This is a genomic window from Symplocastrum torsivum, assembly GCF_059505465.1.
This window is the reverse complement of the sequence record NZ_JCACKQ010000045.1, coordinates 316,738-340,249: the sequence shown is the minus strand read 5'-3', so window position 1 is coordinate 340,249 and position 23,512 is coordinate 316,738. Positions and strand designations below refer to the sequence as shown.

The 23,512-nt window shown below is 46.9% G+C and carries 26 protein-coding genes and 1 pseudogene; 13 read left to right on the top strand and 14 right to left on the bottom strand.

Annotated features, from left to right (window positions below; all coding sequences use genetic code 11):
• Positions 1-186 precede the first annotated feature (186 nt).
• Positions 187-774: an HdeD family acid-resistance protein gene (locus AC5JL3_RS15310; RefSeq protein WP_496075285.1), complete on the top strand. Its 588-nt coding sequence runs from the start codon at positions 187-189 to the stop codon at positions 772-774.
• Positions 775-908: 134 nt separating this feature from the next.
• Here the strand turns inward: AC5JL3_RS15310 and AC5JL3_RS15305 are convergent, their stop codons facing one another.
• The 5 genes from AC5JL3_RS15305 to AC5JL3_RS15285 all read right to left on the bottom strand — a co-directional run bounded on the left by AC5JL3_RS15305 (position 909) and on the right by AC5JL3_RS15285 (position 3,764).
• Positions 909-1,322, bottom strand: coding sequence for a hypothetical protein (locus tag AC5JL3_RS15305; RefSeq protein WP_496075284.1), 414 nt, complete (start codon positions 1,320-1,322; stop codon positions 909-911).
• A 71-nt stretch (positions 1,323-1,393) separates the two neighbouring features.
• Positions 1,394-1,948 carry a G/U mismatch-specific DNA glycosylase gene (mug, locus tag AC5JL3_RS15300; RefSeq protein WP_496075283.1) on the bottom strand — a complete coding sequence of 185 codons (555 nt, stop codon included), beginning with the start codon at positions 1,946-1,948 and terminating at the stop codon, positions 1,394-1,396.
• A 337-nt stretch (positions 1,949-2,285) separates the two neighbouring features.
• The gene (locus AC5JL3_RS15295; protein ID WP_496075282.1) at positions 2,286-2,885 is read right to left on the bottom strand and encodes a DJ-1/PfpI family protein; all 600 of its coding nucleotides are present in this window, start codon (positions 2,883-2,885) and stop codon (positions 2,286-2,288) included.
• Positions 2,886-3,079: 194 nt separating this feature from the next.
• Positions 3,080-3,214: a Photosystem I reaction center subunit IX gene (locus AC5JL3_RS15290; protein WP_192220997.1), complete on the bottom strand. Its 135-nt coding sequence runs from the start codon at positions 3,212-3,214 to the stop codon at positions 3,080-3,082.
• 40 nt (positions 3,215-3,254) lie between these two features.
• Positions 3,255-3,764 carry a Photosystem I reaction center subunit III gene (locus AC5JL3_RS15285; protein ID WP_496075281.1) on the bottom strand — a complete coding sequence of 170 codons (510 nt, stop codon included), beginning with the start codon at positions 3,762-3,764 and terminating at the stop codon, positions 3,255-3,257.
• 147 nt (positions 3,765-3,911) lie between these two features.
• Here AC5JL3_RS15285 and tsaD point away from each other — a divergent pair, with 147 nt between their 5' ends.
• Positions 3,912-4,952, top strand: a complete 1,041-nt coding sequence (tsaD, locus tag AC5JL3_RS15280) for a tRNA (adenosine(37)-N6)-threonylcarbamoyltransferase complex transferase subunit TsaD (RefSeq protein WP_496075280.1) — start codon at positions 3,912-3,914, stop codon at positions 4,950-4,952.
• Between the two features lie 65 nt (positions 4,953-5,017).
• On the opposite strand, the gene AC5JL3_RS15275 is transcribed toward tsaD, so the two are convergent.
• The gene (locus AC5JL3_RS15275) at positions 5,018-7,081 is read right to left on the bottom strand and encodes an elongation factor G (protein ID WP_496075279.1); all 2,064 of its coding nucleotides are present in this window, start codon (positions 7,079-7,081) and stop codon (positions 5,018-5,020) included.
• A gap of 230 nt (positions 7,082-7,311) precedes the next feature.
• On the opposite strand from AC5JL3_RS15275, the gene AC5JL3_RS15270 reads away from it, so the two are divergent.
• Entirely contained in the window at positions 7,312-8,337 is a 1,026-nt protein-coding gene (locus AC5JL3_RS15270; RefSeq protein ID WP_496075278.1) for a tetratricopeptide repeat protein, read from the top strand.
• A 152-nt stretch (positions 8,338-8,489) separates the two neighbouring features.
• Here AC5JL3_RS15270 and AC5JL3_RS15265 read toward each other — a convergent pair whose 3' ends face one another.
• Together AC5JL3_RS15265 and AC5JL3_RS15260 are read right to left on the bottom strand one after the other, a co-directional pair.
• Positions 8,490-9,092, bottom strand: coding sequence for a Uma2 family endonuclease (locus AC5JL3_RS15265; RefSeq protein ID WP_496075277.1), 603 nt, complete (start codon positions 9,090-9,092; stop codon positions 8,490-8,492).
• Between the two features lie 72 nt (positions 9,093-9,164).
• Positions 9,165-11,363 carry a phosphoketolase family protein gene (locus AC5JL3_RS15260; RefSeq protein WP_496075276.1) on the bottom strand — a complete coding sequence of 733 codons (2,199 nt, stop codon included), beginning with the start codon at positions 11,361-11,363 and terminating at the stop codon, positions 9,165-9,167.
• Positions 11,364-11,665: 302 nt separating this feature from the next.
• Here AC5JL3_RS15260 and AC5JL3_RS15255 point away from each other — a divergent pair.
• Together AC5JL3_RS15255 and AC5JL3_RS15250 are read left to right on the top strand one after the other, a co-directional pair.
• Positions 11,666-12,004 (top strand): annotated as a pseudogene (locus AC5JL3_RS15255) (cytochrome P450); the annotation flags it as partial.
• A 91-nt stretch (positions 12,005-12,095) separates the two neighbouring features.
• Positions 12,096-13,478, top strand: coding sequence for a cytochrome P450 (locus tag AC5JL3_RS15250; RefSeq protein WP_496075275.1), 1,383 nt, complete (start codon positions 12,096-12,098; stop codon positions 13,476-13,478).
• Positions 13,479-13,542: 64 nt separating this feature from the next.
• Here AC5JL3_RS15250 and AC5JL3_RS15245 read toward each other — a convergent pair whose 3' ends face one another.
• The gene (locus tag AC5JL3_RS15245) at positions 13,543-13,971 is read right to left on the bottom strand and encodes an ATP-binding protein (protein WP_496075274.1); all 429 of its coding nucleotides are present in this window, start codon (positions 13,969-13,971) and stop codon (positions 13,543-13,545) included.
• Between the two features lie 237 nt (positions 13,972-14,208).
• Between AC5JL3_RS15245 and AC5JL3_RS15240 the strand changes: the two genes are divergently transcribed.
• The gene (locus tag AC5JL3_RS15240) at positions 14,209-15,354 is read left to right on the top strand and encodes a PP2C family protein-serine/threonine phosphatase (RefSeq protein ID WP_496075273.1); all 1,146 of its coding nucleotides are present in this window, start codon (positions 14,209-14,211) and stop codon (positions 15,352-15,354) included.
• A 30-nt stretch (positions 15,355-15,384) separates the two neighbouring features.
• Here AC5JL3_RS15240 and AC5JL3_RS15235 read toward each other — a convergent pair whose 3' ends face one another.
• Positions 15,385-15,711, bottom strand: a complete 327-nt coding sequence (locus tag AC5JL3_RS15235; RefSeq protein WP_192217295.1) for an STAS domain-containing protein — start codon at positions 15,709-15,711, stop codon at positions 15,385-15,387.
• A 415-nt stretch (positions 15,712-16,126) separates the two neighbouring features.
• Here AC5JL3_RS15235 and crtO point away from each other — a divergent pair, with 415 nt between their 5' ends.
• A complete protein-coding gene (crtO, locus tag AC5JL3_RS15230) occupies positions 16,127-17,821 on the top strand; it encodes a beta-carotene ketolase CrtO (RefSeq protein ID WP_496075272.1) in 1,695 nt (564 codons plus the stop codon).
• A 205-nt stretch (positions 17,822-18,026) separates the two neighbouring features.
• Here crtO and AC5JL3_RS15225 read toward each other — a convergent pair whose 3' ends face one another.
• A complete protein-coding gene (locus tag AC5JL3_RS15225) occupies positions 18,027-18,170 on the bottom strand; it encodes a hypothetical protein (RefSeq protein ID WP_496075271.1) in 144 nt (47 codons plus the stop codon).
• A gap of 94 nt (positions 18,171-18,264) precedes the next feature.
• Here AC5JL3_RS15225 and AC5JL3_RS15220 point away from each other — a divergent pair, with 94 nt between their 5' ends.
• Both AC5JL3_RS15220 and AC5JL3_RS15215 read left to right on the top strand, forming a co-directional pair.
• A complete protein-coding gene (locus AC5JL3_RS15220) occupies positions 18,265-19,554 on the top strand; it encodes a DEAD/DEAH box helicase (protein ID WP_496075270.1) in 1,290 nt (429 codons plus the stop codon).
• A gap of 136 nt (positions 19,555-19,690) precedes the next feature.
• Complete coding sequence (locus tag AC5JL3_RS15215) at positions 19,691-19,840, top strand: hypothetical protein (protein ID WP_496075269.1); 150 nt, start codon at positions 19,691-19,693, stop codon at positions 19,838-19,840.
• Between the two features lie 51 nt (positions 19,841-19,891).
• On the opposite strand, the gene AC5JL3_RS15210 is transcribed toward AC5JL3_RS15215, so the two are convergent.
• Positions 19,892-20,374, bottom strand: a complete 483-nt coding sequence (locus AC5JL3_RS15210) for a PIN domain-containing protein (RefSeq protein ID WP_496075268.1) — start codon at positions 20,372-20,374, stop codon at positions 19,892-19,894.
• Positions 20,371-20,664, bottom strand: coding sequence for a UPF0175 family protein (locus AC5JL3_RS15205; RefSeq protein WP_496075267.1), 294 nt, complete (start codon positions 20,662-20,664; stop codon positions 20,371-20,373). The genes AC5JL3_RS15210 and AC5JL3_RS15205 overlap by 4 nt, the downstream gene beginning before the upstream one ends.
• Before the next feature lie 151 nt (positions 20,665-20,815).
• Here AC5JL3_RS15205 and AC5JL3_RS15200 point away from each other — a divergent pair, with 151 nt between their 5' ends.
• A complete protein-coding gene (locus AC5JL3_RS15200; RefSeq protein ID WP_496075266.1) occupies positions 20,816-20,950 on the top strand; it encodes a nucleotidyltransferase family protein in 135 nt (44 codons plus the stop codon).
• Between the two features lie 211 nt (positions 20,951-21,161).
• Positions 21,162-22,403 carry a 5'-methylthioadenosine/S-adenosylhomocysteine nucleosidase family protein gene (locus AC5JL3_RS15195; RefSeq protein ID WP_496075265.1) on the top strand — a complete coding sequence of 414 codons (1,242 nt, stop codon included), beginning with the start codon at positions 21,162-21,164 and terminating at the stop codon, positions 22,401-22,403.
• Positions 22,404-22,445: 42 nt separating this feature from the next.
• Here AC5JL3_RS15195 and AC5JL3_RS15190 read toward each other — a convergent pair whose 3' ends face one another.
• Positions 22,446-22,817 (bottom strand): helix-turn-helix transcriptional regulator, encoded by a 372-nt coding sequence (locus AC5JL3_RS15190; protein ID WP_496075264.1) that lies wholly within the window; start codon positions 22,815-22,817, stop codon positions 22,446-22,448.
• A 194-nt stretch (positions 22,818-23,011) separates the two neighbouring features.
• Here AC5JL3_RS15190 and AC5JL3_RS15185 point away from each other — a divergent pair, with 194 nt between their 5' ends.
• Complete coding sequence (locus AC5JL3_RS15185; protein ID WP_496075263.1) at positions 23,012-23,299, top strand: hypothetical protein; 288 nt, start codon at positions 23,012-23,014, stop codon at positions 23,297-23,299.
• Positions 23,296-23,505, top strand: coding sequence for a hypothetical protein (locus AC5JL3_RS15180; protein ID WP_496075262.1), 210 nt, complete (start codon positions 23,296-23,298; stop codon positions 23,503-23,505). Before AC5JL3_RS15185 ends, AC5JL3_RS15180 begins: the two co-directional genes overlap by 4 nt.
• Positions 23,506-23,512 lie beyond the last annotated feature (7 nt).

Below are 23,512 nucleotides of genomic sequence, written 5' to 3'. Positions count from 1 at the left end.
GCTGTGCAGGGTATTCAAGATTGGAGCGTTTACAATCCTCCGCAAGCTTAATATTTCTCCTACCATACTGAATCAGTAGGGAAGAGAAGCTTATTCAGGCAGGGTCTACCTTAGGGTTCTATCCAGTTTTTGATAATTTTTCTAGCCTGAAGATAGGGTTTATTTAAGCATAAGGAAAAGATTTGTATGACAACCGACGTTTCTACCGAGGTTAAGTCTAGTGACATCAAGAAGGGGATTAATGGGTCGCTCCTGATTGGCGCTCTTTTAATGATTTTGGGGATTGTTGCGATCGCATCTCCTGCTTTCTCTACAATCGTTGCTGAGACTTGGATTGCTTTTATCCTTGTCTCTGCGGGAGCTAGCAAGCTGGTCTATGCGTTTCAAACTCGTAATAATGATCAAGGCTTCATCTGGAAGCTGTTGTTGAGTGTTCTGTACATTGCAACGGGTGTGATGCTGTTTGTTTACCCCTTAACGGGTGTCCTGACGCTGACTTTGTTGCTCGGTAGCTTTTTGCTAACTGAAGGTGTGTTTGAGTTGATTCTTGCCTTCCGGTTACGTCCACAACAAAACTGGACATGGGCACTGGGTAATGGCATCATTACCCTGCTATTGGGTGGAATGATTGGGTTTCAGTGGCCGTTTAATGCACCTTGGCTGATTGGCACTTTGGTTGGTGTCAGCGTTCTCTTCACTGGCGTTTCACGGGTGATGCTGTCGTTGAATGCGCGTTCAGCCCTAAATCATGCTGACACAGCTACTTCAGCTTAAAATGCTGTGGTTTCAGGCATGATGTGAGCATCCCAAGGCAAGCATATTGGTATGGTGGGGCGTACAGCAGTGCGCCCCTGCTGATTTTGAGATGAATAGTAAGCTGCCTTTGCTTCTTTGGGCGAGTCACTCAGTTAACGCCCAGTCGTTAGCCACCTTGACACTTCTGCGTGCATGAGCGCAATGTCTGGATCGCGTTGAATAGCTTGATAGTAACGCTGCTCTCGATTCGTCCCTTCTTCTGCGGGAGAAACCAAGGAGCGCACTGCGTCTAACAACTCGTTGGCTCTGTCCAATGTTATGGGTTCCTTTGCACTTAGGGCTTCATCAATCTCAACGATGAATTGAGAGAATGGGCGCAGCCAGCTAAACCATTCATCTTCGAGAACAAGCTGAAAAAACTCTCCGTTTGACCGAATACGTCCATGAAACTGCTCGTACACATCTCGTTCTGAGTCGAGGAGTGCCTTATGAAGACGGAGCAGTGCAGCACGTACCTCGCGAAGGCGTTGGAATGAAAGATCGAGAGGAGAATAGCCTGAAGACATTGATAAGGATTGCGATCGCTACTCTCTTCATCATAATCGTGGTGTTCCTCCCTACTTAACTTGAATCAATCCTATTGTTCAACAGCCAATAGGAGTTCTCGATAGGTCTGTTTGAGAGCATCAAGTTGATAGTGGGCATTCAACCCACTGGGGTTGGGCAGTACCCAAATGGTTGCACCAGGCAGCGAATCGCCCTGTCGTCCCATCACTGCCTTCGGTTGATTGAATGCTGTGCGATATGCCCCAATCCCCAGCACAGCAAGAAACCGGGGTCGATAGTGCTGCACTTTGGCTGCCAACTGTTGTTGACCTGTAAGGAGTTCTTCCGGGTTTAATTCATCAGCCCTTGCTGTTGCCCGTTCCACAATATTTGTAAGACCATATCCCCGTTGCAGGAGGTTGCGATCTTCAAATGGTGTCAGCAATCGCTCACTGAAGCCTGCCCCATGTAAGGTTGGCCAGAAGCGATTCCCTGGACGTGCAAAGTGATGTCCCACGGCTGCACTATACAGGCTGGGATTGATGCCGCAAAACAAGATGTGCAAGTCAGGCGCAATGATGTCTGGAATAGTCCTACCAACTGCAGCACGAATCTCGTCTTTTGTTGGTTTACGAACAGAGGTCATTTCTTTTTTTAAGGGGCGTTAGTGCGGCGTGTTGTAGCAATCATTCTCTTCAATTAAAAGGCGATCGCACTTTCTGTTCAATTCATCTGGACGTTCGCAACTAGGCAAACACTTGCTCAACCGTCAGATTCAAGGGGATATTCTGCGGGACAGGTAAGCGATCGCTGTTTCGTAGCAAAGTAATACGACTATCAGGCGATAGCACCATAATCACCCGTTCCTCAAGTCGTGGAGTTGAGATTTCCCCTAAAACCTACCACCTACGACCTAACACCTGAAAGTCTATAGATTGAGTTCAACAATCCTCCCAGAACGTCCATCTAACAGGAATATGGTATTAAGCGGTAACCATTTCTTGTTGCTCAATTTTGGTTCCCAAAAGCTTCAAGAATTCCGCTAACCAGTTAGGATGTGCAAGCCATGCGGGTGCGGTTACCAGGTTGCCATCAACCATCGCCTCATCCGGTGGAATATGAACATAGAGTCCACCCGCACGGGTGACATCGGGGCCACAAGCGGGGTAAGCGGTGCAACTCTTGCCTTCGAGTACACCCGCTGCCGCTAAAACCTGCAATCCGTGGCAAATGGATGCAATGGGCTTCTTTGTCTCGGCAAAGTGACGGGTAATTTCGAGTACCTTGTCATTGAGGCGAATATATTCCGGGGCACGACCTCCAGGAATTACCAAGGCATCGTAGGAATCAGCGGTTACTTCATCAAATGTCGCGTTTAATTTGAAGTTGTGACCTGGTTTTTCGCTGTAGGTTTGGTCACCTTCAAAGTTGTGAACGGCTGTTCTTACTGTTTCTCCCGCTTTTTTATCAGGGCAAACAGCATGAACGGTATGTCCTACCATTTGTAATGCTTGGAAAGGTACCATCACCTCATAGTCTTCAACAAAGTCACCTACAAGCATTAAAATCTTCTTTCCAGTCATCTTTTTCTCACTTCTGGATATTCCAATAAAAAGCAAGCTACAGAAGCAACTTAAGCTCCTCATGACTATGCTATCTTAGACCGACATTTGTAATACATGAAACCCGCGATCGCTTTTCAACAATCACGGGTTTCAACCAACTCTAATTAGAAAACCTTGAAAGATGGCTTTTCTCAACGACTACTGTCAGAACCTTAGCCCAAAGAGAGTAGATCTGGGTAAAGGATATTTATTGCGATTAACAGCACAGCATGACCTGAGAGTAGAAGGATAAGCTGGACTGGTGCCAGGGAAAGCCAGGTAAGAAAATCATTTTGTTTTGCTGCCATGAACTATTCTCCCAAAATTCAGTAAGTAAGTTAAACAAGATTAACGAGGTGAAACTGGAATTTCCTCTTCCTTAGCGGTTAGTTCACCAGAAAGAAATTCTTTGATCGCTGCTAAGGGCCAAGTAAAGCCAGTTAACATGAATTTGAGGGCACGGGGCACATCAATGATGATTTCTTTCATTTCTGGATTAGGTTCTTTTCTGACCGATATCAGGTAAGAACGACCAACCCAACCAATCCAACCAGCGATGTAAAGAAATAGTAAGCCAGGGATGATAAATTCATCAGCATGACTCAGGCTACCATCCGCGATGATGCGAGGTAAACCATCGGGGCCGCAAAGGAAGTTTTTGCTGTAATAGTCAAATCGGTTTTCTCCTGAACGGGGATCGCCAATGGTATCTTTAGCATCCTTAGCCCGTTGCTGAAAAGCTGGGGATTCACTGCATGGCACAAGTCCCGCTTTCGGTTCCGATGTGTTTGCTGAGGCTGCGGTTGTATAGGTAAACCACAGACTAACGGCAAAAATCAAAGCTAACAATCGACGCATGAAATATTTCCTTTTGTTACAAAACAAAAAGTTCTATGTACAAGAGAAGATGGAACTCTCTGTACATCCAAGCAATATTACTCCGATGGGTTAGCCTAGTAAAGTTTAATTAAATAAAAGTAGCCTTTTTATCAAGGTCATTCGCAAATGACTTGCGTGTTAGCGATAGAAACTAGTTGTGATGAAACAGCAGTAGCGATTGTTAAAAATCGTATCTGTTGTAGTAGTGTCGTTGCTTCTCAAATTCCGGTTCATCAACAGTATGGTGGAGTCGTACCGGAAGTGGCTTCGCGCAGTCACGTCGAGACGATTAATCAGGCGATCGCACAAGCGTTCGTTGAAGCTGAACTCGACTGGGATGCGATTGATGGAATTGCCGCTACTTGCGCCCCTGGATTAGTCGGTGCCTTGCTAGTCGGTTTAACAGCCGCTAAAACCCTTGCCGTTGTCCACCAAAAGCCATTTCTCGGCGTTCATCATCTAGAAGGTCACATCTACGCGACCTATCTCACTGAACCAGAGTTAGAGCCACCCTTCTTGTGTCTACTGGTTTCTGGCGGTCACACCAGCTTAATTTATGTCAAAGACTGTGGTCATTACGAAACGCTAGGAGAAACCCGTGATGATGCAGCAGGTGAAGCGTTTGATAAGGTAGCGCGATTGTTGAAGCTAGGGTATCCCGGCGGCCCAGTGATTGACCGCTTAGCAAAAGTTGGTAATCCGGCAGCGTTTCCCCTACCAGACGGCAAGATTTCCCGTCCTGATGGCGGCTATCACCGCTATGACTCCAGTTTTAGCGGCTTGAAGACAGCGGTACTGCGCTTGGTACAGAAACTAGAACAGGATACATTTGAGTTACCTGTCAATGACATTGCCGCTAGCTTCCAGGAAACCGTAGCGCGATCGCTTACCAAACGCGCGATCGCCTGTGCTTTGGATTATGGTCTAAATACGATTGCCGTTGGCGGTGGTGTTGCTGCTAACAGCGGATTGAGAAAGCACCTACAAGCGGCGGCTGCCAGTCACAACTTGCGGGTACTTTTCCCTCCCCTCAAATACTGCACCGACAACGCGGCGATGATTGGCTGTGCGGCGGCTGATCATCTCAGTCGAGGACATACTTCTGGACTCACATTAGGAGTGCAGTCGCGTCTCCCCCTCACTAGCGTTATGCAGCTTTATTCCTAACTCGAAGCAGGTTAAGCGTAGGAACAACTAGGGCACCAGTTATCTAGTGCCCGATATAAAGCAGATTAACCGTTACCGTTACCATTGCTGTGGCTCATGGTTGCCAGTACGTTTTCCGCCAACTTACCTGGAACTTCCTGAAGATGGTCGTATTGCCAGTGAAAGAAGCCCACCCCTAGCGTGAGCGATCGCAATTCCACAATAAAGTCGTGCATCTCTGCCTGCGGGAGATAGCCAGATACACAGTCCCAACCGGGCCAATCAGAACGACCTTCATAGCCGAGAATTTGCCCACGGCGCCCAGTAACGAGTTGCAGGACTTTCGAGGTATATTCCTTAGGCGCACATACCTGAATCGACATAATCGGTTCCAGAAGGGTTGGCTCACAATTGAGCATTCCTTCCGTCATCGCTAGCCGTGCTGCCTGCTTAAACGCCTGTTCAGAGCTATCGACGCTATGGTAAGAGCCATTCGTCAACGTCACCGCAACATCAACGACTGGGAAGCCTAGAGGGCCATGCACCAAATACTCCCGAACTCCTATCTCGACACCAGGGATGTACTGCTTCGGAACAACACCACCCACAATCGATTGCGAGAAGTTAAAGCCCTCTCCACGGGACAATGGTTTGATGTCGAGGTGAACATCACCAAACTGTCCATGACCGCCACTTTGGTGCTTGTAGCGTCCGTGAGAAGAGGTGGCTTTGCGGATTGTTTCTTTGTAGGGTACTCGTGGTAGGTGAGTACTCATCGGCAAGTTATATTTGCGCCGCAGTCGGTCTAGTGCAACCTGGAGATGAATTTCACCCTGTCCCCAGAGGATAATTTCGTGGGTGTCGCCATGTTGTTCCCAGGCAAGAGAGGGGTCTTCTTCCTGAAGCTTAGTTAATGCCCCACTGAGCTTCACTTCATCTTTGCGTTTCTCTGGTGCGATCGCTAATGCATAGACATGTACAAGTGATTCAGCTTTGGGTAATGTAATCGCATTTCCATTCGTGGTTAGGGTTGTACTGGTTGGAATATCTTCCAAGCGTCCAAGTGCAACAATTTCACCCGCAGAGGCTTCCGAGATTGACTGTTGTTGCTGACCGAGCATACGGTACAAGCCACCAACACGAACACCATTGAGGATAATGCCATCTGTTAGCTGACCTTGCCAGACACGCACCAGTGAGAGTTTGCCACCTTGGGGCGTGTAATAGGTTTTTAGCACCTGGGCAACAGCGGTGTTGGTGTCTCCAGCCAATCCTCGTCGCTCAGCCGTTGTCTCTGGCGTTGGCGCTTCCCGTAACAGCGCCTCAATCAGGGGTCTGACTCCATAATCTTGCTCAGCCGCACCAATAAATACAGGCACAATTAAGTCTGCCCCCAATTCCATCTTCAGGTCTTGGAGTATCTCTTCTGTTGGTGGTTCAATTTCCTCTAATAGTTCTTCTAGCAGGTGGTCGTCAAAATTGGCTAACTCTTCTAACATTTCGGCTCGTGCCGCCTTTTCCTGCTCTTGCAAGGATTCTGGCAGTGGCACAGGGTCAGCGGCAGCTCCAGGATGGTAATGATAGGCTTGCTCACTGACTAAATCAATAAAGCCTATTAGGTGTTCCCCTTTACCAATGGGGTACTGGTGCGGTATCAGGGGGCGTGTTGAGACAGATTTTAGTGCCTCCAGAACTTCTCGGTAAGGGCTACCACAGGCATCACCATCACAAGTGAGCCGATCCATTTTGTTGATAAATACGAGGTGCGGGATTTCCCAATCGTCGAGGAATTTGAATAAAGGGGCAAGTGTGAGGACGCGATCGCTTACAGGTTCACAAACGACTACAGCCGCATCGACACCAATCAAAGCGTTGTAGGTTTCTTGAGTAAACTCTACAGAACCGGGACAATCTAAAAAGTTGAAGCGGATACCTTCGTACTCGGTACTCGCCGCTGATACTTCTACACTCATCGAGCGATCGCGTGCCTCCGCTGCACCATCGCCTACTGTGTTACCGTCCTTAATGCTGCCTTTGCGAGAAATCGCACCTGTGACGGACAGCAAACTTTCTAAAAGGGTTGTTTTACCACTTAAATACGGACCAACAATTGCTACATTACGTGTGGCAGAACTGACATTTTCGTTCATGATTCGCCCCCAGAATAATCTAATGTTGAGTGGCTTGGCATAAGCTTACGCCATAGCGACTAAATGCCCGACTACGAGTTGCCGATGCCAATATTTATATGGGATCAAAACTATCTGCCTGTGAGATTAGCGCGTTCTCACCTCAATACAACAATTCTTGCAATGTCTTGTAAGGGAAACTTCTTCAAAAATTAAGTTAGATTACTTGGAATGAATGACTTCTAACTTTTATGAATTTAAGCAACAACTGGAAACGAATTTGTTTCAAAATAAAGCAAGATTTTCTCCAAACAAGCTTAACATTTTTCAACAGAAAGCGACTCAATCTCCGCTTGTCCCATCCCGCCATCTCCCCATCCCGCCATCTCCCCATCTTCACCATTGGGTTGAGTTTACTGTTGTTTAATGGAGCGACCTTTAGTGCTGTTGCTATCGAACCCTTGGCACAGTCACTCCCGGCATTAAAACCGACACAACCTGCTGCGCTTGAGCAGCTTAATCAAGGACTGGCGCTAATTGAACAGGGTAAGTTGCCAGATGCGATCGCAGCTTTTCAACGGGCGGCTGAACTGAACCCACAACTCGCCCCAGCCCATTACAACCTTGGCTTAGCCCTACGGCAAGCAGGGCAATTGCAAGCCTCAGCCGATGCCTTTTACCGCGCCACCCAGATAGATTCCAGCTTCGCGATGGCGTATGCCAATTTGGGGGCAGCGCTTTTGGAAGGGAATAACTTACCGCAGGCACGAGAGTACCTATCACGGGCACTGGAACTGGAACCTAACCTTGGTGTTGCTCATTACAACTATGGTTTAGTGCTTTCGCAATTGGGAGAACAAGAAAAAGCGATCGCAGCTTTCAAAAGTGCGATGCAGTTCAGCACAAATGCACCAGAACCGGCATATCATTTAGGGTTGATTTATCTGCAACGAAGCAAAGTAGATGAAGCAAAAAAGTCATTTGAACAAGCCATTAAAATTAACTCTAAATATCCAGAAGCTCACTACAATATTGGCTCAATTTTATTCAATGAGGGAAACTTTGATGCAGCACTTGAATCCTTCCGCAAAGCGGCGCAAAGTAACTCTAATTATGCCAATGCTTACTACGGTGCTGGGTTGGTATTTCTACGCCAGAATCGTTGGAGTGATGCCCAAGAAGTTTTGCAATATGCCAAAGAACTCTACAGTAGTCAGGGCAATGCTCAGTGGGCACGTCAAGCCGAAGAACTACTCAATCAATTACCTAGCTCATAATCTGCATAGAGCAAGGGTTTTTACTTAAGAATAATACCAAGCAATGAGAGACGCGATTACTGGAACACGTAGAAACCCGTAAGCTGTTAGCTACCAATTAAACCATTAGCATTAGTTTAGATAGGACGCTAGCAGAAAACATTAATACTCATCTATCTTTCTTGCTGTCGAATGCAAGAGAGAAACTGTGTCATCGCCTCAAGCTGTGAGGGCATTAATACACAGCTTACTAGCAAGTCCAAATCTAAATCTGGCAGAAACTCACTACGGGAAATAGGTTCGTAATCTTCTCCGCGAAAATAGTGGATAGAAAGTTTGTTATTTTCCCAAAACCAAACTTCAGCAATCTTCAATCGCTTATATTTTTCTAGTTTCTTAGTATTGCCACTAGTAAAAGCTACTTCGATAGCAAGATCGGGATGTTCTTTTCTTTCTCCGATGTAATACGACTGATCTGGCTCAAATGAAGTCCCTTTAACTTCTGACTCACGAGTTGCACTGCCTACAGGAATAAACTCAATTCGCCTTTCTAGAAAGTAGAGTCCTAGCAACAAACCAATAATAGTTTTAATAATTTCATGGTCTTCACCAATCGTCATCAGTTCCACACACCCATCAAGACAAGATACTCGTACACCTGGCACCTCTGCCATCAAGGCTTGAATCGCCTTGAATTGCTGCCAACTGTGACGACCCGGTAAGACAAAACGTTGTGCGTTAACAAAGATAATTTCTTCTATAGATTGTGCCGTCATAGGTGTAGCGCTCCTACTTTCTGATGACTAGCCCCCACCCAGCCGAAACTAGGCAGGGGCATCACCTCCAGCTTAATGTACTAAATTGATCGCACGTTTCGCCAAAGCCTCAGGTGACAAGCCATTAAACTCCATAATTTGAGTAGGAGTAGCAGTCGTTTCGCCTCGTTTCCAAGCGAAGACATCACGTTTCGCAGTACTCCGCAGCATCAACGGTTCCAGCATCCCAGCCGCACCACCTGTTACACCAATGAGGGCATCACCGCCAAACATCGTTTCAAACCCAGCATCATCCAGGAAATCACCATCCGATTCGGAAGCCGCTTCCCACAAGACATCAGAGGGACGATACAGGCGACGAGGACTGATTACAGAGACAATCCGAACACCAATGCCTTGAGAGGCAAGCTGTTTAGCCGCTTCAAACACTGGGAGGAGACTCATATCTCCCACTACGGCAAAGACAACCGTTTTCTCACCTGCTGCCTCATGCAAGACAATGCCACCATCCTGAAGTCCCTGACGGACTTGCTCAAAGGTGGTATGGATGGGTAAAGGAGATTTGCTGGCAGTGATGATGATGCCTTTGTTCTTGGTACCTAATGCCCACTCATACGCTACTTGGATGCTATTGGCATCAGGGGGAAAGATGGGGAAGATATTGCCGTTACGCATCATCGCGGCAAGATAGGCTTCAATTTCCGGACGTTGGTGCGTCCAACCGTTACGTCCCTGTTCCAAAGCACCTGCGGTGAACAAACAAATATTAGATGGCGTTGAGCGACGCAATTCTGCCATTGCTTGAGTAACAGTCTGCCAAATGGGTAAGCCGTTAATTGCAAAGGCTTCGTAGGAACACCAGAGACTGCGCCCTCCCATCAGGGCAATCCCAGAGGCTAAACCCGCACAGGCATCTTCACTTAGCGGTTCATATACTCGTCCTGCTGGACTTTGGAAGTAGCGATCGTCTGTGGTGGGGTGGAGAATTTGCAGCGCTTTGTTGATGTTGGAAATCCCAGAAGCTTCGTTCCCATCAGCGTTGGTGACAATAAACGAGGTGTCATGCAGTCCCACTGCCCCAACGATCGCACCCATTGCTGTAGTTGCGACTTTTTTCTCACCTCCGACTGTGAATTCTTCCAGAGGAAGTTTACCGAGTTCTGGAAGCGATCGCACTTTTTCCGTAACCGCAACCCGACTAGCGGAACCACCACCAGCACGTTCAAAGTTAGTCCGTACCAGTTCCCACGCCTCAGGAGTCAGCGCACGGGCTTTTAGCGCCCCAACGATATCTTCACTCTCCAGCGTATGGTGAGCATAGAGGTTGTGAGATTTTGCCCCCCGATCATGGACACCTGCACCTTTGAGTTGTTTGATAATCATCACAGTCAAGGTGCCACCTAGGGCAGACTTCGCCGCTTCATCAGCCGCATTGAGAACCGCTTTGGTGAAGGCAAGCCGCTGTTCAAAGGAGAAAGCCGTGCTATCAACGTAATCACCTGGCTGATTGGCATCATCATAGTCCTTAGCATTAACTAAGATGACATTTTCAAACCCGTTACCCCGCCAGTACTCGATCATCCGTTCATTGGACTGGGTGGAAACCATGCTGTGATGTTCTTGGCTAAAGCCGTTCCACACCAGCACGGGTAAGAAGTTCGTCACACTGGGAAACGCTGTGTGGAAGTGAGCCATGCTACTCATCACATAGGGTTCGCCAATCCCACCATCACCAATAGTGAAGGGGAAGAGGGTGCCGTTGTTGAGTAAAGCCGCCGACATCGCGAAGTGCTGTCCTTGTCCTAAGGGACCAGCAGGGGAGAGAAGTCCAGGGATTTGACCGGAAAGATGACCCAAAAGCCCATCTTGTTCCCGGAAGCGATCGCACAATTGCTGTACTGTTGAAATTCCCATATCCTCTAAGGAACGGTCGAGGAACATGGCACTATAGAAGCCAGGAGCATGATGTCCGACTTCTGTCAAGATATTTTTGTAACCCAGCATTACTAGAGCTGCGTAAGCTTCCGCCTGACTAGCAAAGCCTCCCGGATGTCCTGATGACTTACTAGCGGTAACGTGCAATATCAAGTAGCGTAGGGCATCAGCCGCTAGCAGGGTTTGGAATACAGCACTTTCGTCATTAGGGTTTGCGATCGCGTTTTGTCCTTGTGCGATCGCACTTTCCTTGCCAAACGTCTCAAATCCCGGCAATGCTTCACCAAAATACTGAATTCCCTCACAAAAGCTAGGGGCTTGGGTAACAGTGGTCATAATCTCAGATACCTCTTCAAATAACGGCGTCCCTGCAAGGGTTAGCTTCAATTAGGTAGATCCTACAGGAAGAGCAAGGCGAGAAAGGGCACTTCCAAGAGCATTAGTAGAGATTATTAGCAATGAAATATCTTATTCATTAGATTGATTTAATTGAACAACCTTTGTTGCTGCAACTCCTATGACTAATGTCAAACTGCCAGATGGTCCAAAGACTCCACAATTTCTGCAACTGCTTCAATGGATTGCTCGCCCTCTACAATACATGGAGAATTCTGCCCAAAGCTATGACGATATCTTCGATTGTTGGCTGTATCTATCTCACCCACCACCGCGAAGATATCTACCCGGAACCCAAGTGTTTCAAGCCAGAGCGCTTTTTAGAACGGCAATTTTCTTCGTTTGAGTTTTTACCCTTTGGGGGCAGCAACCGTCGCTGTATTGGTGCCGCTTTTGCCATGTTTGAAATGAAACTGGTACTCGTAACAATTTTGTCTCATTGGGGACTAGCAATGGCTGACACTCGTCCTGTTCGACCTGTCCGCCGTGGCGTTACCTTGGGACCACCATCAGGAATGCAGATGGTTTTGACCGCTCAATATAAAAAGCGATCGCCCCAAGGCATAACTAGTTCTGTTTAAAGCGTGTATGAAGATGAGTGCGCTTCGAGAGGGAGATCGCTATGCTGAGAAGAGCATTCTGCTACTCTTGCAAACGTTTTATTAGGCCCTCATGAGACTGCCCGACGGCCCTCAGACACCGTCTTTGCTACAGACGATTCAATTAATTGCTCAACCCACTGAGTTTCTAGACGCTTGTTACGAGCGCTATGGAGACCCCTTTACCTTGCGGGTACTCGGTTTAAATTCGCCACCAGTAGTTTTTTTCAGTCAACCTCAGGCGATTCAAGAGATTTTTGCTGTTCCTTCATCAAAGTTAGACTTTCGTAAGGCGACTCATGTCTTTGAGCCACTAATGGGAGAACAGTCAATCATTTTGCAGGAAGGACGAAGCCATCAGCGTCAGCGTCAGTTGATGATGCCGTCCTTTCATGGCGATCGCATGAGAAGTTATGGTCAGCTAATTTGTGAGATTACTAAGCAGGCAACAGCACCCTGGACAATAGGTTCCTCTTTTTCTATGCATAAGGTGATGCCAGAGATTACCCTCCAGATTATTCTGCGGGTTGTCTTTGGTATCAATCCAGGTCCGCGCTATCAGCAGTTAGAAAAACTCCTGAGTTCACTTCTGGAAGACGTTACCAGTCCTTTATATTCCAGTCTGTTTTTCTTTCCGCCTCTACAACGAGATTTAGGCGCATGGAGTCCTTGGGGGCAGTTCCTACGGCGTCGTCAAGAAATTGATGCTCTGATTTATGCTGAAATTAGCGATCGCCGATCAACCTACGATGAGTCTCGTACAGATATCCTCTCACTGCTCATGTCAGCCCATGACGAGAACGGTCAGCAGATGAGTGATGTTGAGTTACGCGATCAGTTAGTCTCCCTGCTACTACTCGGTTACGAAACTACAGCCGCTGTCCTGGCGTGGGCGTTTTACTGGATTCACTCCTCACCGTCTGTACTCAAGACGCTGCAAGAAGAACTGAATTCTCTAGGAAATCCCTTAAATCCAGACGCTTTAGCGCAACTGCCTTACCTCACTGCTGTTTGTGCCGAAACCTTGCGTATCAACCCAATTGCTTTAATTTGTACACCTCGGAGGACTTTGGAACCTTTGCCGTTGGCAGGTTACCATTTTGATGCAGGTGTAATTCTGATTCCTTGTATTTATCTTGCTCACCAACGTTCAGAGACGTTTCCTAATCCCAAAGAGTTTAAGCCAGAGCGCTTCCTCAATGAAAAATTTTCGCCCTATGAGTATTTCCCCTTTGGTGGTGGTTATCGAGGCTGCATTGGAGCCGCATTTTCAATGTTTGAGATGAAACTAGTAATAGGCACAATATTGTCCCGTTGTCAACTTGCCTTGACAACGCAACATCCCGTGCGACCAGTACGTCGAGGGATTACGATTGTTCCTTCTGGAGGTGTCTCAGTTGTTATGACTGGCGAGCATCCAGCCAAAACTGTTCAGCCTGTGCGAGGTAAGGAGTGAGAAGCAATAATTAAAAATTAAAACACCTACCATAAAGATTTGAAGTTTTAACGCCCTTTTCCCATCAAATCTCCTGATAGCGCTTCACAATCAACAGACAATTGCGGTTGTTATTTGTACGGGTATAACTGATCTTGTCGGCGATTTTCTGCAAAATGGCGATACCGCGACCGCCTCCCGCCTGCTCATCGACAAGTCGATCCAATTTCTGAAGATGCTGTTCTAAATCAAAGGGTTGTCCTTGATCCCAGATGCATATCTCTAAATGTTCAGGAAATAGAGTGACTTCGAGATCGATGGGAACATCAGGTGAGAGGTTTTTATGGGCATGGCGAACCGCGTTGGTAAAACCTTCCGCCAAGGCGAGTTGGCACTGTAACCAAACCTTTTTGGGAATAGACGGTTGTTCGAGTTGGTTAAACCAGGATAAAACCTCGTCTAACGCTGTAAGGTCTGTGAGAACTTGCTTTCTCGATTTCTTCAGGTCCTTCAACTGTTCAAAGCCTTTTACATCAACAACACTAAAACCTAGTCATAAATGCACCCATACACTGTAGAGCATCTCAGTCTAGCCTGAATTTCACCCCTGTTCTAGGATTGATACCTTAACCTAGAGACTTGTACCACTTCCTATTCATTAAACTACACGCAACTGAATCCAGTTACCGCCCTCGTTGTAACCAGAGTGCATCTGCAATCTCCAAGAGTGACTTGTAGTACCTCATCGACCATGAACCAAATTCTGATTATTGATGACGACCCAGCTATTCAGATGTTGTTAAAACGAACACTTCATAACCAGGGTTATGAGGTTGCCGTTGCCAGCGACGGTGAAGAAGGTCTAGAACAGGCACGACAGTTACGTCCAGGGCTAGTGATTTGCGATTGGATTATGCCACGCATGAACGGACTGGAGGTCTGTCGCCAAGTTAAAGCAACGCCTGAACTTTCAACGACGATATTTATTTTACTGACCTCTCTGGGTTCAGTTGAAGATCGGGTGAAGGGGTTGGATGCTGGCGCAGACGACTTTCTGTGCAAGCCTATTGAAATGCCTGAGTTGAAGGCACGAGTGCGTGCAAACTTGCGGTTGCATGAAGCTAGCCACGAGTTGCAAGCCCAGAAACAGTTGTTGGAGGCGGAACTCGCTGAAGCGGCTGAATATGTGCGTTCAATTCTGCCCGACGAAATGACCGAACCGCCAGTGACGATTGATGCGCGCTTCATTCCGTCACGGCAGCTAGGAGGTGATGGTTTTGATTATTATTGGCTTGATCCAGAGCATTTAGCAATTTATCTCTTGGATGCGGCTGGACATGGTTTGAGGGCCGCGCTGCCAACACTTTCGGTGTTGAATTTGCTGAGGTCGCGAGCGCTTCCGAAGATTAATTACTATCAACCCAGCGATGTGCTGAGGGGATTAAATGAAACGTTCCAGATGACTCAGCGCAATGATAAGTACTTCACCATCTGGTACGGGGTATATAACCGGGTTAAGCGTGAACTCGTCTATTCTAGTGCTGGACATCCACCCGCTGTATTGCTGAGTGGAAGTCCAACAACAACGTCGTCCCTGGAAGTGCAACGCTTGAGAACGATGAGTTTACCCGTTGGCATGTTTCCGGATGCCAGTTATGTTGATCAATGCTGCGAAGTCGCAAAATCTAGCACCCTGTATATTTTTAGTGATGGGATTTACGAGATTAATCAAGCGGATGGCACCATCTGGGGACTCGATCCATTTATTCAGCTACTAGTAGACTGTCGAAATAAAAGTAGCTCTAATCTAGAACAAGTGTTGCATTCCCTCAAATCTGTGAATCCCAAAGACTATTTTGATGATGATTTGTCCTTGCTAGAAATCAACTTCGATTAATTATCTTCCTTAGGCAAGAGGAATCTTGCCTTAACTTTTGGCAATAACAGTGTTATCGAAGTCTTCTCGCGTTGGAAAAATTTCAAAAACACGATCCATGCTCGTCAATTCAAATAACATTTTTATTTGTTCATTGACTGAGCAAACAAAAAGCTTGCCTCCGGCAGCACGAACTGTCTTCAGTGCCAGGACAAGCGCCCCTAAACCTGAGCTATCCATGAACGTAACATCTTGGAAATCAATCAATACGATATCGACATTAGATTCCACAAGATTACTAATCTCTTGACGAAATTGACCAGCTTTTGTTCCGTCTAAGATGCCAGAGGGTCGAACAACTTCAACAACAGGATTCATACTACTATAGGCTTGCTAGTTACACAGAACGTCTAGACTTTGCCAGTATAGCTGTGGCAATTAGTTTCAGCCAGACTGATTGGGCTTATTTGACAGCAATTTTATATTAGCTTTTAGGTAATGAAATAGGTGGATGGCGGATACAGAGTGTATTTTAGGATTTTGACATCAATATGTTTATCGAGATAATTTTATAAATTTAACTTAAAGGCTTGCCAAAGCTGGCTGTTTTTGGCATGGCTCCAAAAATGGCGATCGCATCATAGCCCTAGCATTAGTGAAGACTCAGTGTTTCTACCCCTCGCCTAGTCTCCCTAAATACAATCTCCTTCCCCTGATAGACCAGATGTCCGTTTTCATTTCTTTACAATGCAGGAAGTTACTAGGTTGTAGATAGTAGAACTTTATTAGATACATGCAAGCTTACGATGTCATTATTATTGGCGCGGGTCATAATGGTCTGGTCTGTGCTTCCTACCTGCTGAAGGCAGGTTATAGTGTCCTGTTACTCGAAAAGCGTTCTGTCCCTGGCGGGGCAGCAACGACCGAAGAAGTCATGCCAGAGGAAGCACCGGGTTATAAGTTCAACCTCTGTGCGATTGACCACGAATTTATTCACTTAGGACCTGTTGTTGAGGAACTCGAACTGGAAAAGTACGGGTTAGAGTACCTGTTCTGTGACCCTGTTACTTTTTGCCCTCATCCAGATGGGACTTATTTCTTTGCTCACAAGTCGGTGGAAAAGACTTGCGCTGAGATTGCAAGATTTAACGAACGTGATGCCAAAAAATACGCCGAATTTAGTGATTACTGGGAGCGTGTCATTAAAGGTATTACTCCTGTCTTTAATGCCCCACCCAAGTCAATTTTCGATATCGCAGGCAACTATGGCTTGAAAAACATTCAAGACCTTTTGTCACTCATGGGTGGCGTTGATAAGGCACTGGACTTGATACGCACGATGCTAACCAGTCCAGAAGATATCCTGAACGAGTGGTTTGATTCCGAGTTTGTCAAAGCCCCACTAGCAAGACTCGCCGCTGAATTAGGCGCACCGCCTTCCCAAAAAACCATTGCGATTGGAGCAATGATGATGGCGCTACGTCACAACCCTGGTATGGCGCGACCTCGTGGCGGCACTGGCGCACTTGTTCAAGCCTTATTAAAGCTGGTTAAGAGCAAAGGTGGTGTTGTCTTAACAGACCAACACGTCGAGCAAGTTTTAGTAGATGATGGTCGTGCTGTCGGGGTGAGGGTAGCTGGAGGGAAGGAGTATCGCGCTAACAAAGGCGTAATTTCCAATATTGATGCCAGACGCTTATTCCTCCAAATGGTTGATCCAGCTGATCTGGATTCAGCAGACCCCAATCTACGCGATCGCGTAGAGCGACGTATCGTCAACAACAATGAAACAATCCTCAAGATTGACTGTGCATTATCAGAGATACCGCGCTTTGAAGGCTTCGACCACAAAGATGAGTACCTGATTGGTTCTGTACTGATTGCTGATTCTGTGGCTCATGTTGAAGAATCACACTCTTTAGCAACAATGGGGCAGATTCCTGACTCTAACCCTTCAATGTATCTAGATGTGCCAACAGTTCTAGACCCATCAATGGCTCCAGACGGGAAGCATACACTCTGGATTGAGTTCTTTGCGCCTTATCAAATTGCTGGGGCAGAAGGAACAGGATTGAAGGGGACAGGTTGGACCGATGAGTTGAAGAACAAAGTCGCTGACCGCGTGATTGATAAATTGGCAGATTACGCACCGAATGTTAAAAATGCGATTACTGCCCGTCGTGTGGAAAGTCCAGCCGAATTGGGAGAGCGGTTGGGAGCCTATAAAGGTAACTACTACCACATTGACATGACGCTCGATCAGATGGTCTTCTTCCGTCCTTTACCGGAAATTGCGAATTACAAAACACCGATTGATAACTTATACCTAACAGGTGCAGGTACTCATCCAGGTGGTTCAATTTCTGGAATGCCAGGGCGTAACTGTGCGCGTGTATTCCTAAATACTGAGCAGCCAATTGCTCAGAAGGTGAAAGAAGCAGGGAATGCTCTCAAATCTCTGTTGACATCACCCTTTAATCGAACATAGCGGTTCTTTCTCACTTGTGCGTGGTACAGTTTTAACCTCTTTCCTACAAGGATATTGCTTGCGAATCAGGAGTAACACCCCTCACTTCAACGAAAAATTAATGCTTTCGGCTGGCGATCACCTTATTTAGCTTGCCTAGTAAACCCTGTAAATTCGTTTGGGTGAAGGGTCAAACTCACCATTCGCCAGCAGTATCCTACAAGGACTAAGGTGAGGGCGAAAGGGCGAATGTATGGGCAAATGCTAGGCGATCGCCAACCTTCTCTAGATGAAGAGCCATAATTTCTGTTAAGATGAATCGAAAGCCAGTACATTCCGGTCTGTTGCTGGCGCATTGGAAAAAGCTCATTCAAGCTATCCAACTGAATTACAAATTTCCTGCTCTTAGACTGGCCCCAGGCACTTGATTTGGGATAGGGGCACCACTAGGAGTAATTACATCCATGACATTTCGTAACCTCGGTCTTTCGACCGACCTACTTCGTGCTGTTGCTGACCATGGCTACACTGAGCCAACCCCCATTCAGCAGCAGGCAATTCCCGCCGTCCTGCAAGGACAAGACGTTTTTGCCAGTGCCCAAACGGGAACGGGAAAGACGGCTGGCTTTACTCTGCCTCTACTGCAACTTTTGGGCACCACCAACCCCAACAAGGTGCATCGCACGCCTCGCGCCCTCATCCTCACCCCCACTCGCGAACTAGCAGATCAGGTCAACGATAGCGTCAAAACCTATGGCAAATACCTGTCCCTGCGTTCGGCAGTGGTCTATGGCGGTGTCGGAATTGGACCGCAAATTCAAATGCTGCGTCGGGGGATTGATATTCTAGTCGCCACACCCGGACGCTTGCTCGACCACCTTGGGCAAAAGACTGTCGATCTCTCCCAGATAGAGATACTGGTGCTGGATGAATGCGATCGCATGTTAGACATGGGCTTCATCCACGACATCCGCAAAATTTTGGCGAAACTACCTCCATCTCGGCAAACGCTGATGTTTTCTGCCACCTTCTCTAAAGAAATCCAGCAACTTGCCAACACTTTGCTAAAGTCTCCAACCCAGATCGAAGTGGCTCGCCGCAATACTGCCGCAGAACAGGTAGAACAGGTGGTTCATCCTGTCGATCGCGATCGCAAGCGAGAACTGCTTTCTTATATGATCGGGTTCCACAATTGGAAACAGGTGCTGGTCTTCACCCGCACAAAACATGGTGCCAATCGTCTCGCCGAGCAGCTTGCTAAAGATGGACTGAAAACTGCTGCAATTCATGGCAACAAAAGTCAGGCAGCCCGCACCCGTGCCCTGCAAGACTTTAAGCAAGGGAAAGTGCGTGTATTAGTCGCAACCGATGTAGCATCACGGGGTCTAGATATCGATCAGCTTCCTCACGTCGTCAACTTTGAACTTCCTAACGTACCAGAAGATTACGTGCATCGCATTGGTCGCACAGGTCGCGCTGGCAACGAAGGACGAGCTGTTTCCCTGGTCTGTAGCGATGAATATCCACTTCTGAAGGACATCGAACGGTTGCTCAATCAAACCCTTGCTAAAGAAGTGATTCCAGGATACGAGCCAACATCAATTGCCCAACCTCAGGCAGAGCAACCGAAGCCTCAGCGCTCGAATCAACGTCGCAGTAACCGGGCAAAGCCCCAGACACCATCGGCACCAACCCGCACCCAAAAGCCCACAAAAGCAGGGAATCGCCCTCGCAAACGCCTCCACACGGCTTAATCCCTCGGCGATTGCCGCCTAGTGAAGGCGAGATCCCGGACTTCTTAAAGAAGTCCGGGATTTGAACTGTTGGCGATCGCTTGCTGCGCGACTGAAAATACAACTGGCTCAATGACTGGAAAAACTGGAGCAAAACATGGATAGTGCCACTCGCCTCCAGACGATTTTGGTTGATTCGCCTGTTGGATCTGTATTGCCTGCGATCGCTCTTCTCAATTTCCCCAACTGGTGGTTGGCAGGTGGTGCGGTGCGAAATACGATTGGCGATCGCAAAGTAAGAGACTAAGGTTGCTATATCGAACCATGCAGCCTTGTGACTTCGGCTAAACTACTCATGTTACTCTTGCGCTTGAGTTAGAACATCTTGATATAGTTTTTGACTAATGTATGTTCCCTGAGCAATCAGATCATCAAGTATTTGTCTGACGCTAGGAATCAGTCCTCGCCGTTTGGCAAGTAGCAGAACACCCACCGTACCAATAACAGGTAAGTTGCGAGATAGTGCTTCTGTGCGTGCTTCCTGGTCGTCTAGCAGTAGCCGAACAGCACCCAACTCTTCAGCAAGGATAATAGCTCCACACTCACCCAAGCCAAGTTGAGTCTGTTTTCTAAGCGTTGATACTTTCTGGGAATCGCTGACTGATCGCACCTCAATCCAATCAACTGCCTGTAGGGCGACTATGGCTGGATGGTTGCCTTTGGTCAACTCATCATGAACTTCTTTGGGAATAATAACTTGCCCAAAGACACCCTGTAAAAGAGCCACCTGTCCCACTTTTGCCAGTTCGCTCAAGGGTGTTGTGTCTGAGACGATTATCACTGCGAAGATTGCTCCAACAGACGGGCAGTTTCAGCAACTTCGCGTTCTAGTTCTTCCGAAGTTTGGGGTGCGAAGGGTGAGATTCGATAAAGTCCCATGAGATCGGACAACTGCCAGCGATCGATGCTTAATAGTTCTGCTGCTCGTCCAGCACTGATGTTTCCCTGTCTGAGCAATTCCATGATAAAGGCTTCCCGTGCTTTGCGCTCCGCTTCTAACCTTTGAGCCTCATCGATTTCAGGAATCGCGATCGTGAACTTGACTTCAATCTCTTGGGAACTGACTGACACGAGTGTTAACCTCAATTGGCATAGTGATTCGGCTGCTTATAGCCATTATGAATTAGGTTTATTGTGCCAGTGAGGAGGCTTTTGCTTCAGCGAACAGACAATCGACGGCAGCATTGGACAGATAAAACCTGGATAGTGCCATTCGCTCAGCTTGATCGCTCTTCTCAATCTCCCTAACTGGTGGTTGGCAGGTGGTGCGGTAGGAAATACGGTTTGGCGATCAATGTTTGACCATGACTGTCAGTTAATCATCAACGACTTTGACATCGCCTTCTTGGTTCTTTGATGCGCTTGGCGCTCGTTCCCAAGAACTCACTGCAAAGGCTACTAATTCTACTAATTCTACTAATTCTCAGCCGATTGCAAATTCAACTCATTTTGGCTTTTCATCCAGCCGAGTTACGTCAATATACTAATTTCGGTGTGGCGTGAAGGTCTGCGGTAGCATATGTTAGCCTTAGAGCGTAAAGTACGCCGCATTAGCTACTAAAACAGGTATGAAATGGGTCGAGTATCCTGGGAAATTCTGGCACTGTAGAATACAGCTCAATGGTGCTAAAAACAATGAATACGCTTTTCTCAACGATGCCACTATCCAACAGATTCGGGAGCAAATTGTTGAACCTTGGATACAAAATAGAGCATTCAACGTAGGAGGATTAGTAATTAGGAACTCAAGCCATATTAAAGAGATTAATATTGTGCAAACACCTCAGCCTTGCAGGTACTACGCTGAACAGCGCGAGAATTCGAGGAGAAGATTAGAGATCGAAACAAGAATGTTAATTGGTTTGACTCCAATTAATAAACGCTCTACTCCTTTTGGTGAAAAAATGGCAAAAGACTACACTCATGAGCTGTTATTCAGTTTGAGGGCTGAAACTGACTTGTTGGAGCCTGATGAGGAATTGGAGTACCAAATTGAAGAGCAAGATTGGTATGCACCGAGCCTTCCAGTAACCAAGGAAATTGGAAAAGAAGAAACCGAACGACTAAAAAATGAAGTTGATATTGCCATTGTTACTGCAACCGATGTTGAAATAAAAGCGGTAATGCGCCTACTAAAACCTTTTCCTAGAAGAAAAAACATCTTACTAGCATTTGTTGGACCAGAGACATACTACCTGGGAAAATTTGGGGAATATAAAACAGTTGTGACTAAATGCCGTATGGGGGCTGGTGGAGAGGGGGCTGCCACTCTAGCAACAGAACAAGCTCAGCGTTTGTGGAATCCTAAAGCAATTATCATGGTCGGTATTGCCTTTGGTAGAAACCCAACAAAGCAGAAGCTCGCAGATGTACTTGTTGCATCACAGATTATCCCTTACGAGAAGCAACGTATTGGAGAAAAAATTATCTATCGCGACCCTATTCCGCCCAGCAATACAACTTTACTGAATCGATTTGAAAATGTGCATAACTGGGAATTCACTCGCCCAAACGGAACATATTGCAGTATTAGAGTTGGACCTATTTTATCAGGGGAAAAATTAGTCGATGATCCAGACTTTAAAGCAAAACTCTTTCAGGAGTTTCCACAAGCAATTGGAGGTGAGATGGAAGGAGCGGGACTTTGTGCAGCATCTGGGCGTGTAGGCACACCTTGGATCTTAGTCAAGTCTATCTGTGACTGGGGAGACGGGAAAAAGCATAAAAAGGAGCAGCCCTTGGCGGCAGCAGCAGCTACCTCCCTAGTACATCATGTTTTATCCCAAAAGACTGTACTTGATTCACTCTAGGGTTTACGTGATTATTCTCAAGCCTTGAGAGCGATCGCCACATTAATTCCCCTCTTGAGGAGGGTTCTTCTCCATAGCAGCAACCAGTTCATCAAGACTGCATTGAAGAATTTCCATCAGACGCTTAGTTTGAGTAAAGCTTAGGCGTGGCTCATCTTCTCCTGTTGAAGATTGCTTTCCCGTTGCGGCAATCAGTTCATTAAGAGAGCATTGCAACCCATCCACCAGCTTTTTAGTCTGAGTCAAAGTCAAATATGGCTCGTGTTCTCCTCTCTCCCAAGCACTAACTGTCTTAATCGTCACGTCAAGAATATCAGCTAGCTTGCGCTGTGTGAGATTAGCACGCTGTCTTAGCTGTGCCAGCGTGAGTAGCTCATCCTTATTTTTTGGTTGCTCATCTTTATTTTTTGCCATATTATAGATACGTTTACACGGTACGTGTATATAACCTGTTTACTACAGACACACTAAAAAGGCAGGCTGCTCAGAAAACCACTTTCTGAGTCGTCACCTGTCTGATTGTTGTTTGACCCGAACAAAAAAAGCAATTGCCTAGAGCGTAAACCGCTTGCTGGGCAATCGCTGTAGTTTCCACTAATAGAATACCAATGAAAAAATCCAAAGCGACGGAAGCACTCCGAGTCGCCACAGACATTGCTGCCATAAAAGCAGCACTCCACAAACGCGGCTATCGACTTCGCAAACAACCCAAACAGCCAGTCTGGAAAGTCATCATCACCCCTGACTACTTCTACAAGCTGACCTATCAACCTGCTCCAATCAGCACTTGGGTATTTCACCCCCAAGACAACGATACCCGCTACCAAACTATCGAAGTCATCATTCAACACGCCATAAAAAAGCAACCCGCAAACCTGATTAGGACAGCATCATGACCTACTTACAACGCCTGCATCCCTGGTGCATCATCCGCCCCTTCCCGAATATGCGTACCCTCATCGTCGGACGCTTTCGCCGCCGAGTTGATGCCGAGGGACATCTGCGAATCCTCAAGCAAATGATGCCAACCGTCCCCTTTGAAATTGTTTTTGACGTAATGCCAGATGAGCTAGAAACCTGCGTACAAAAGTCCCCGGAATGACCCCCTC

Coding starts and splice junctions, on each gene's coding strand:
- AC5JL3_RS15310 (WP_496075285.1), top strand. CDS start 187: ATGACAACCGACGTTTCTACCGAGGTTAAGTCTAGTGACATCAAGAAG.
- AC5JL3_RS15305 (WP_496075284.1), bottom strand. CDS start 1,322: ATGTCTTCAGGCTATTCTCCTCTCGATCTTTCATTCCAACGCCTTCGC.
- mug (WP_496075283.1), bottom strand. CDS start 1,948: ATGACCTCTGTTCGTAAACCAACAAAAGACGAGATTCGTGCTGCAGTT.
- AC5JL3_RS15295 (WP_496075282.1), bottom strand. CDS start 2,885: ATGACTGGAAAGAAGATTTTAATGCTTGTAGGTGACTTTGTTGAAGAC.
- AC5JL3_RS15290 (WP_192220997.1), bottom strand. CDS start 3,214: ATGGCAGCAAAACAAAATGATTTTCTTACCTGGCTTTCCCTGGCACCA.
- AC5JL3_RS15285 (WP_496075281.1), bottom strand. CDS start 3,764: ATGCGTCGATTGTTAGCTTTGATTTTTGCCGTTAGTCTGTGGTTTACC.
- tsaD (WP_496075280.1), top strand. CDS start 3,912: ATGACTTGCGTGTTAGCGATAGAAACTAGTTGTGATGAAACAGCAGTA.
- AC5JL3_RS15275 (WP_496075279.1), bottom strand. CDS start 7,081: ATGAACGAAAATGTCAGTTCTGCCACACGTAATGTAGCAATTGTTGGT.
- AC5JL3_RS15270 (WP_496075278.1), top strand. CDS start 7,312: ATGAATTTAAGCAACAACTGGAAACGAATTTGTTTCAAAATAAAGCAA.
- AC5JL3_RS15265 (WP_496075277.1), bottom strand. CDS start 9,092: ATGACGGCACAATCTATAGAAGAAATTATCTTTGTTAACGCACAACGT.
- AC5JL3_RS15260 (WP_496075276.1), bottom strand. CDS start 11,363: ATGACCACTGTTACCCAAGCCCCTAGCTTTTGTGAGGGAATTCAGTAT.
- AC5JL3_RS15250 (WP_496075275.1), top strand. CDS start 12,096: ATGAGACTGCCCGACGGCCCTCAGACACCGTCTTTGCTACAGACGATT.
- AC5JL3_RS15240 (WP_496075273.1), top strand. CDS start 14,209: ATGAACCAAATTCTGATTATTGATGACGACCCAGCTATTCAGATGTTG.
- AC5JL3_RS15235 (WP_192217295.1), bottom strand. CDS start 15,711: ATGAATCCTGTTGTTGAAGTTGTTCGACCCTCTGGCATCTTAGACGGA.
- crtO (WP_496075272.1), top strand. CDS start 16,127: ATGCAAGCTTACGATGTCATTATTATTGGCGCGGGTCATAATGGTCTG.
- AC5JL3_RS15225 (WP_496075271.1), bottom strand. CDS start 18,170: ATGAGCTTTTTCCAATGCGCCAGCAACAGACCGGAATGTACTGGCTTT.
- AC5JL3_RS15220 (WP_496075270.1), top strand. CDS start 18,265: ATGACATTTCGTAACCTCGGTCTTTCGACCGACCTACTTCGTGCTGTT.
- AC5JL3_RS15215 (WP_496075269.1), top strand. CDS start 19,691: ATGGATAGTGCCACTCGCCTCCAGACGATTTTGGTTGATTCGCCTGTT.
- AC5JL3_RS15195 (WP_496075265.1), top strand. CDS start 21,162: ATGAAATGGGTCGAGTATCCTGGGAAATTCTGGCACTGTAGAATACAG.
- AC5JL3_RS15190 (WP_496075264.1), bottom strand. CDS start 22,817: ATGGCAAAAAATAAAGATGAGCAACCAAAAAATAAGGATGAGCTACTC.
- AC5JL3_RS15185 (WP_496075263.1), top strand. CDS start 23,012: ATGAAAAAATCCAAAGCGACGGAAGCACTCCGAGTCGCCACAGACATT.
- AC5JL3_RS15180 (WP_496075262.1), top strand. CDS start 23,296: ATGACCTACTTACAACGCCTGCATCCCTGGTGCATCATCCGCCCCTTC.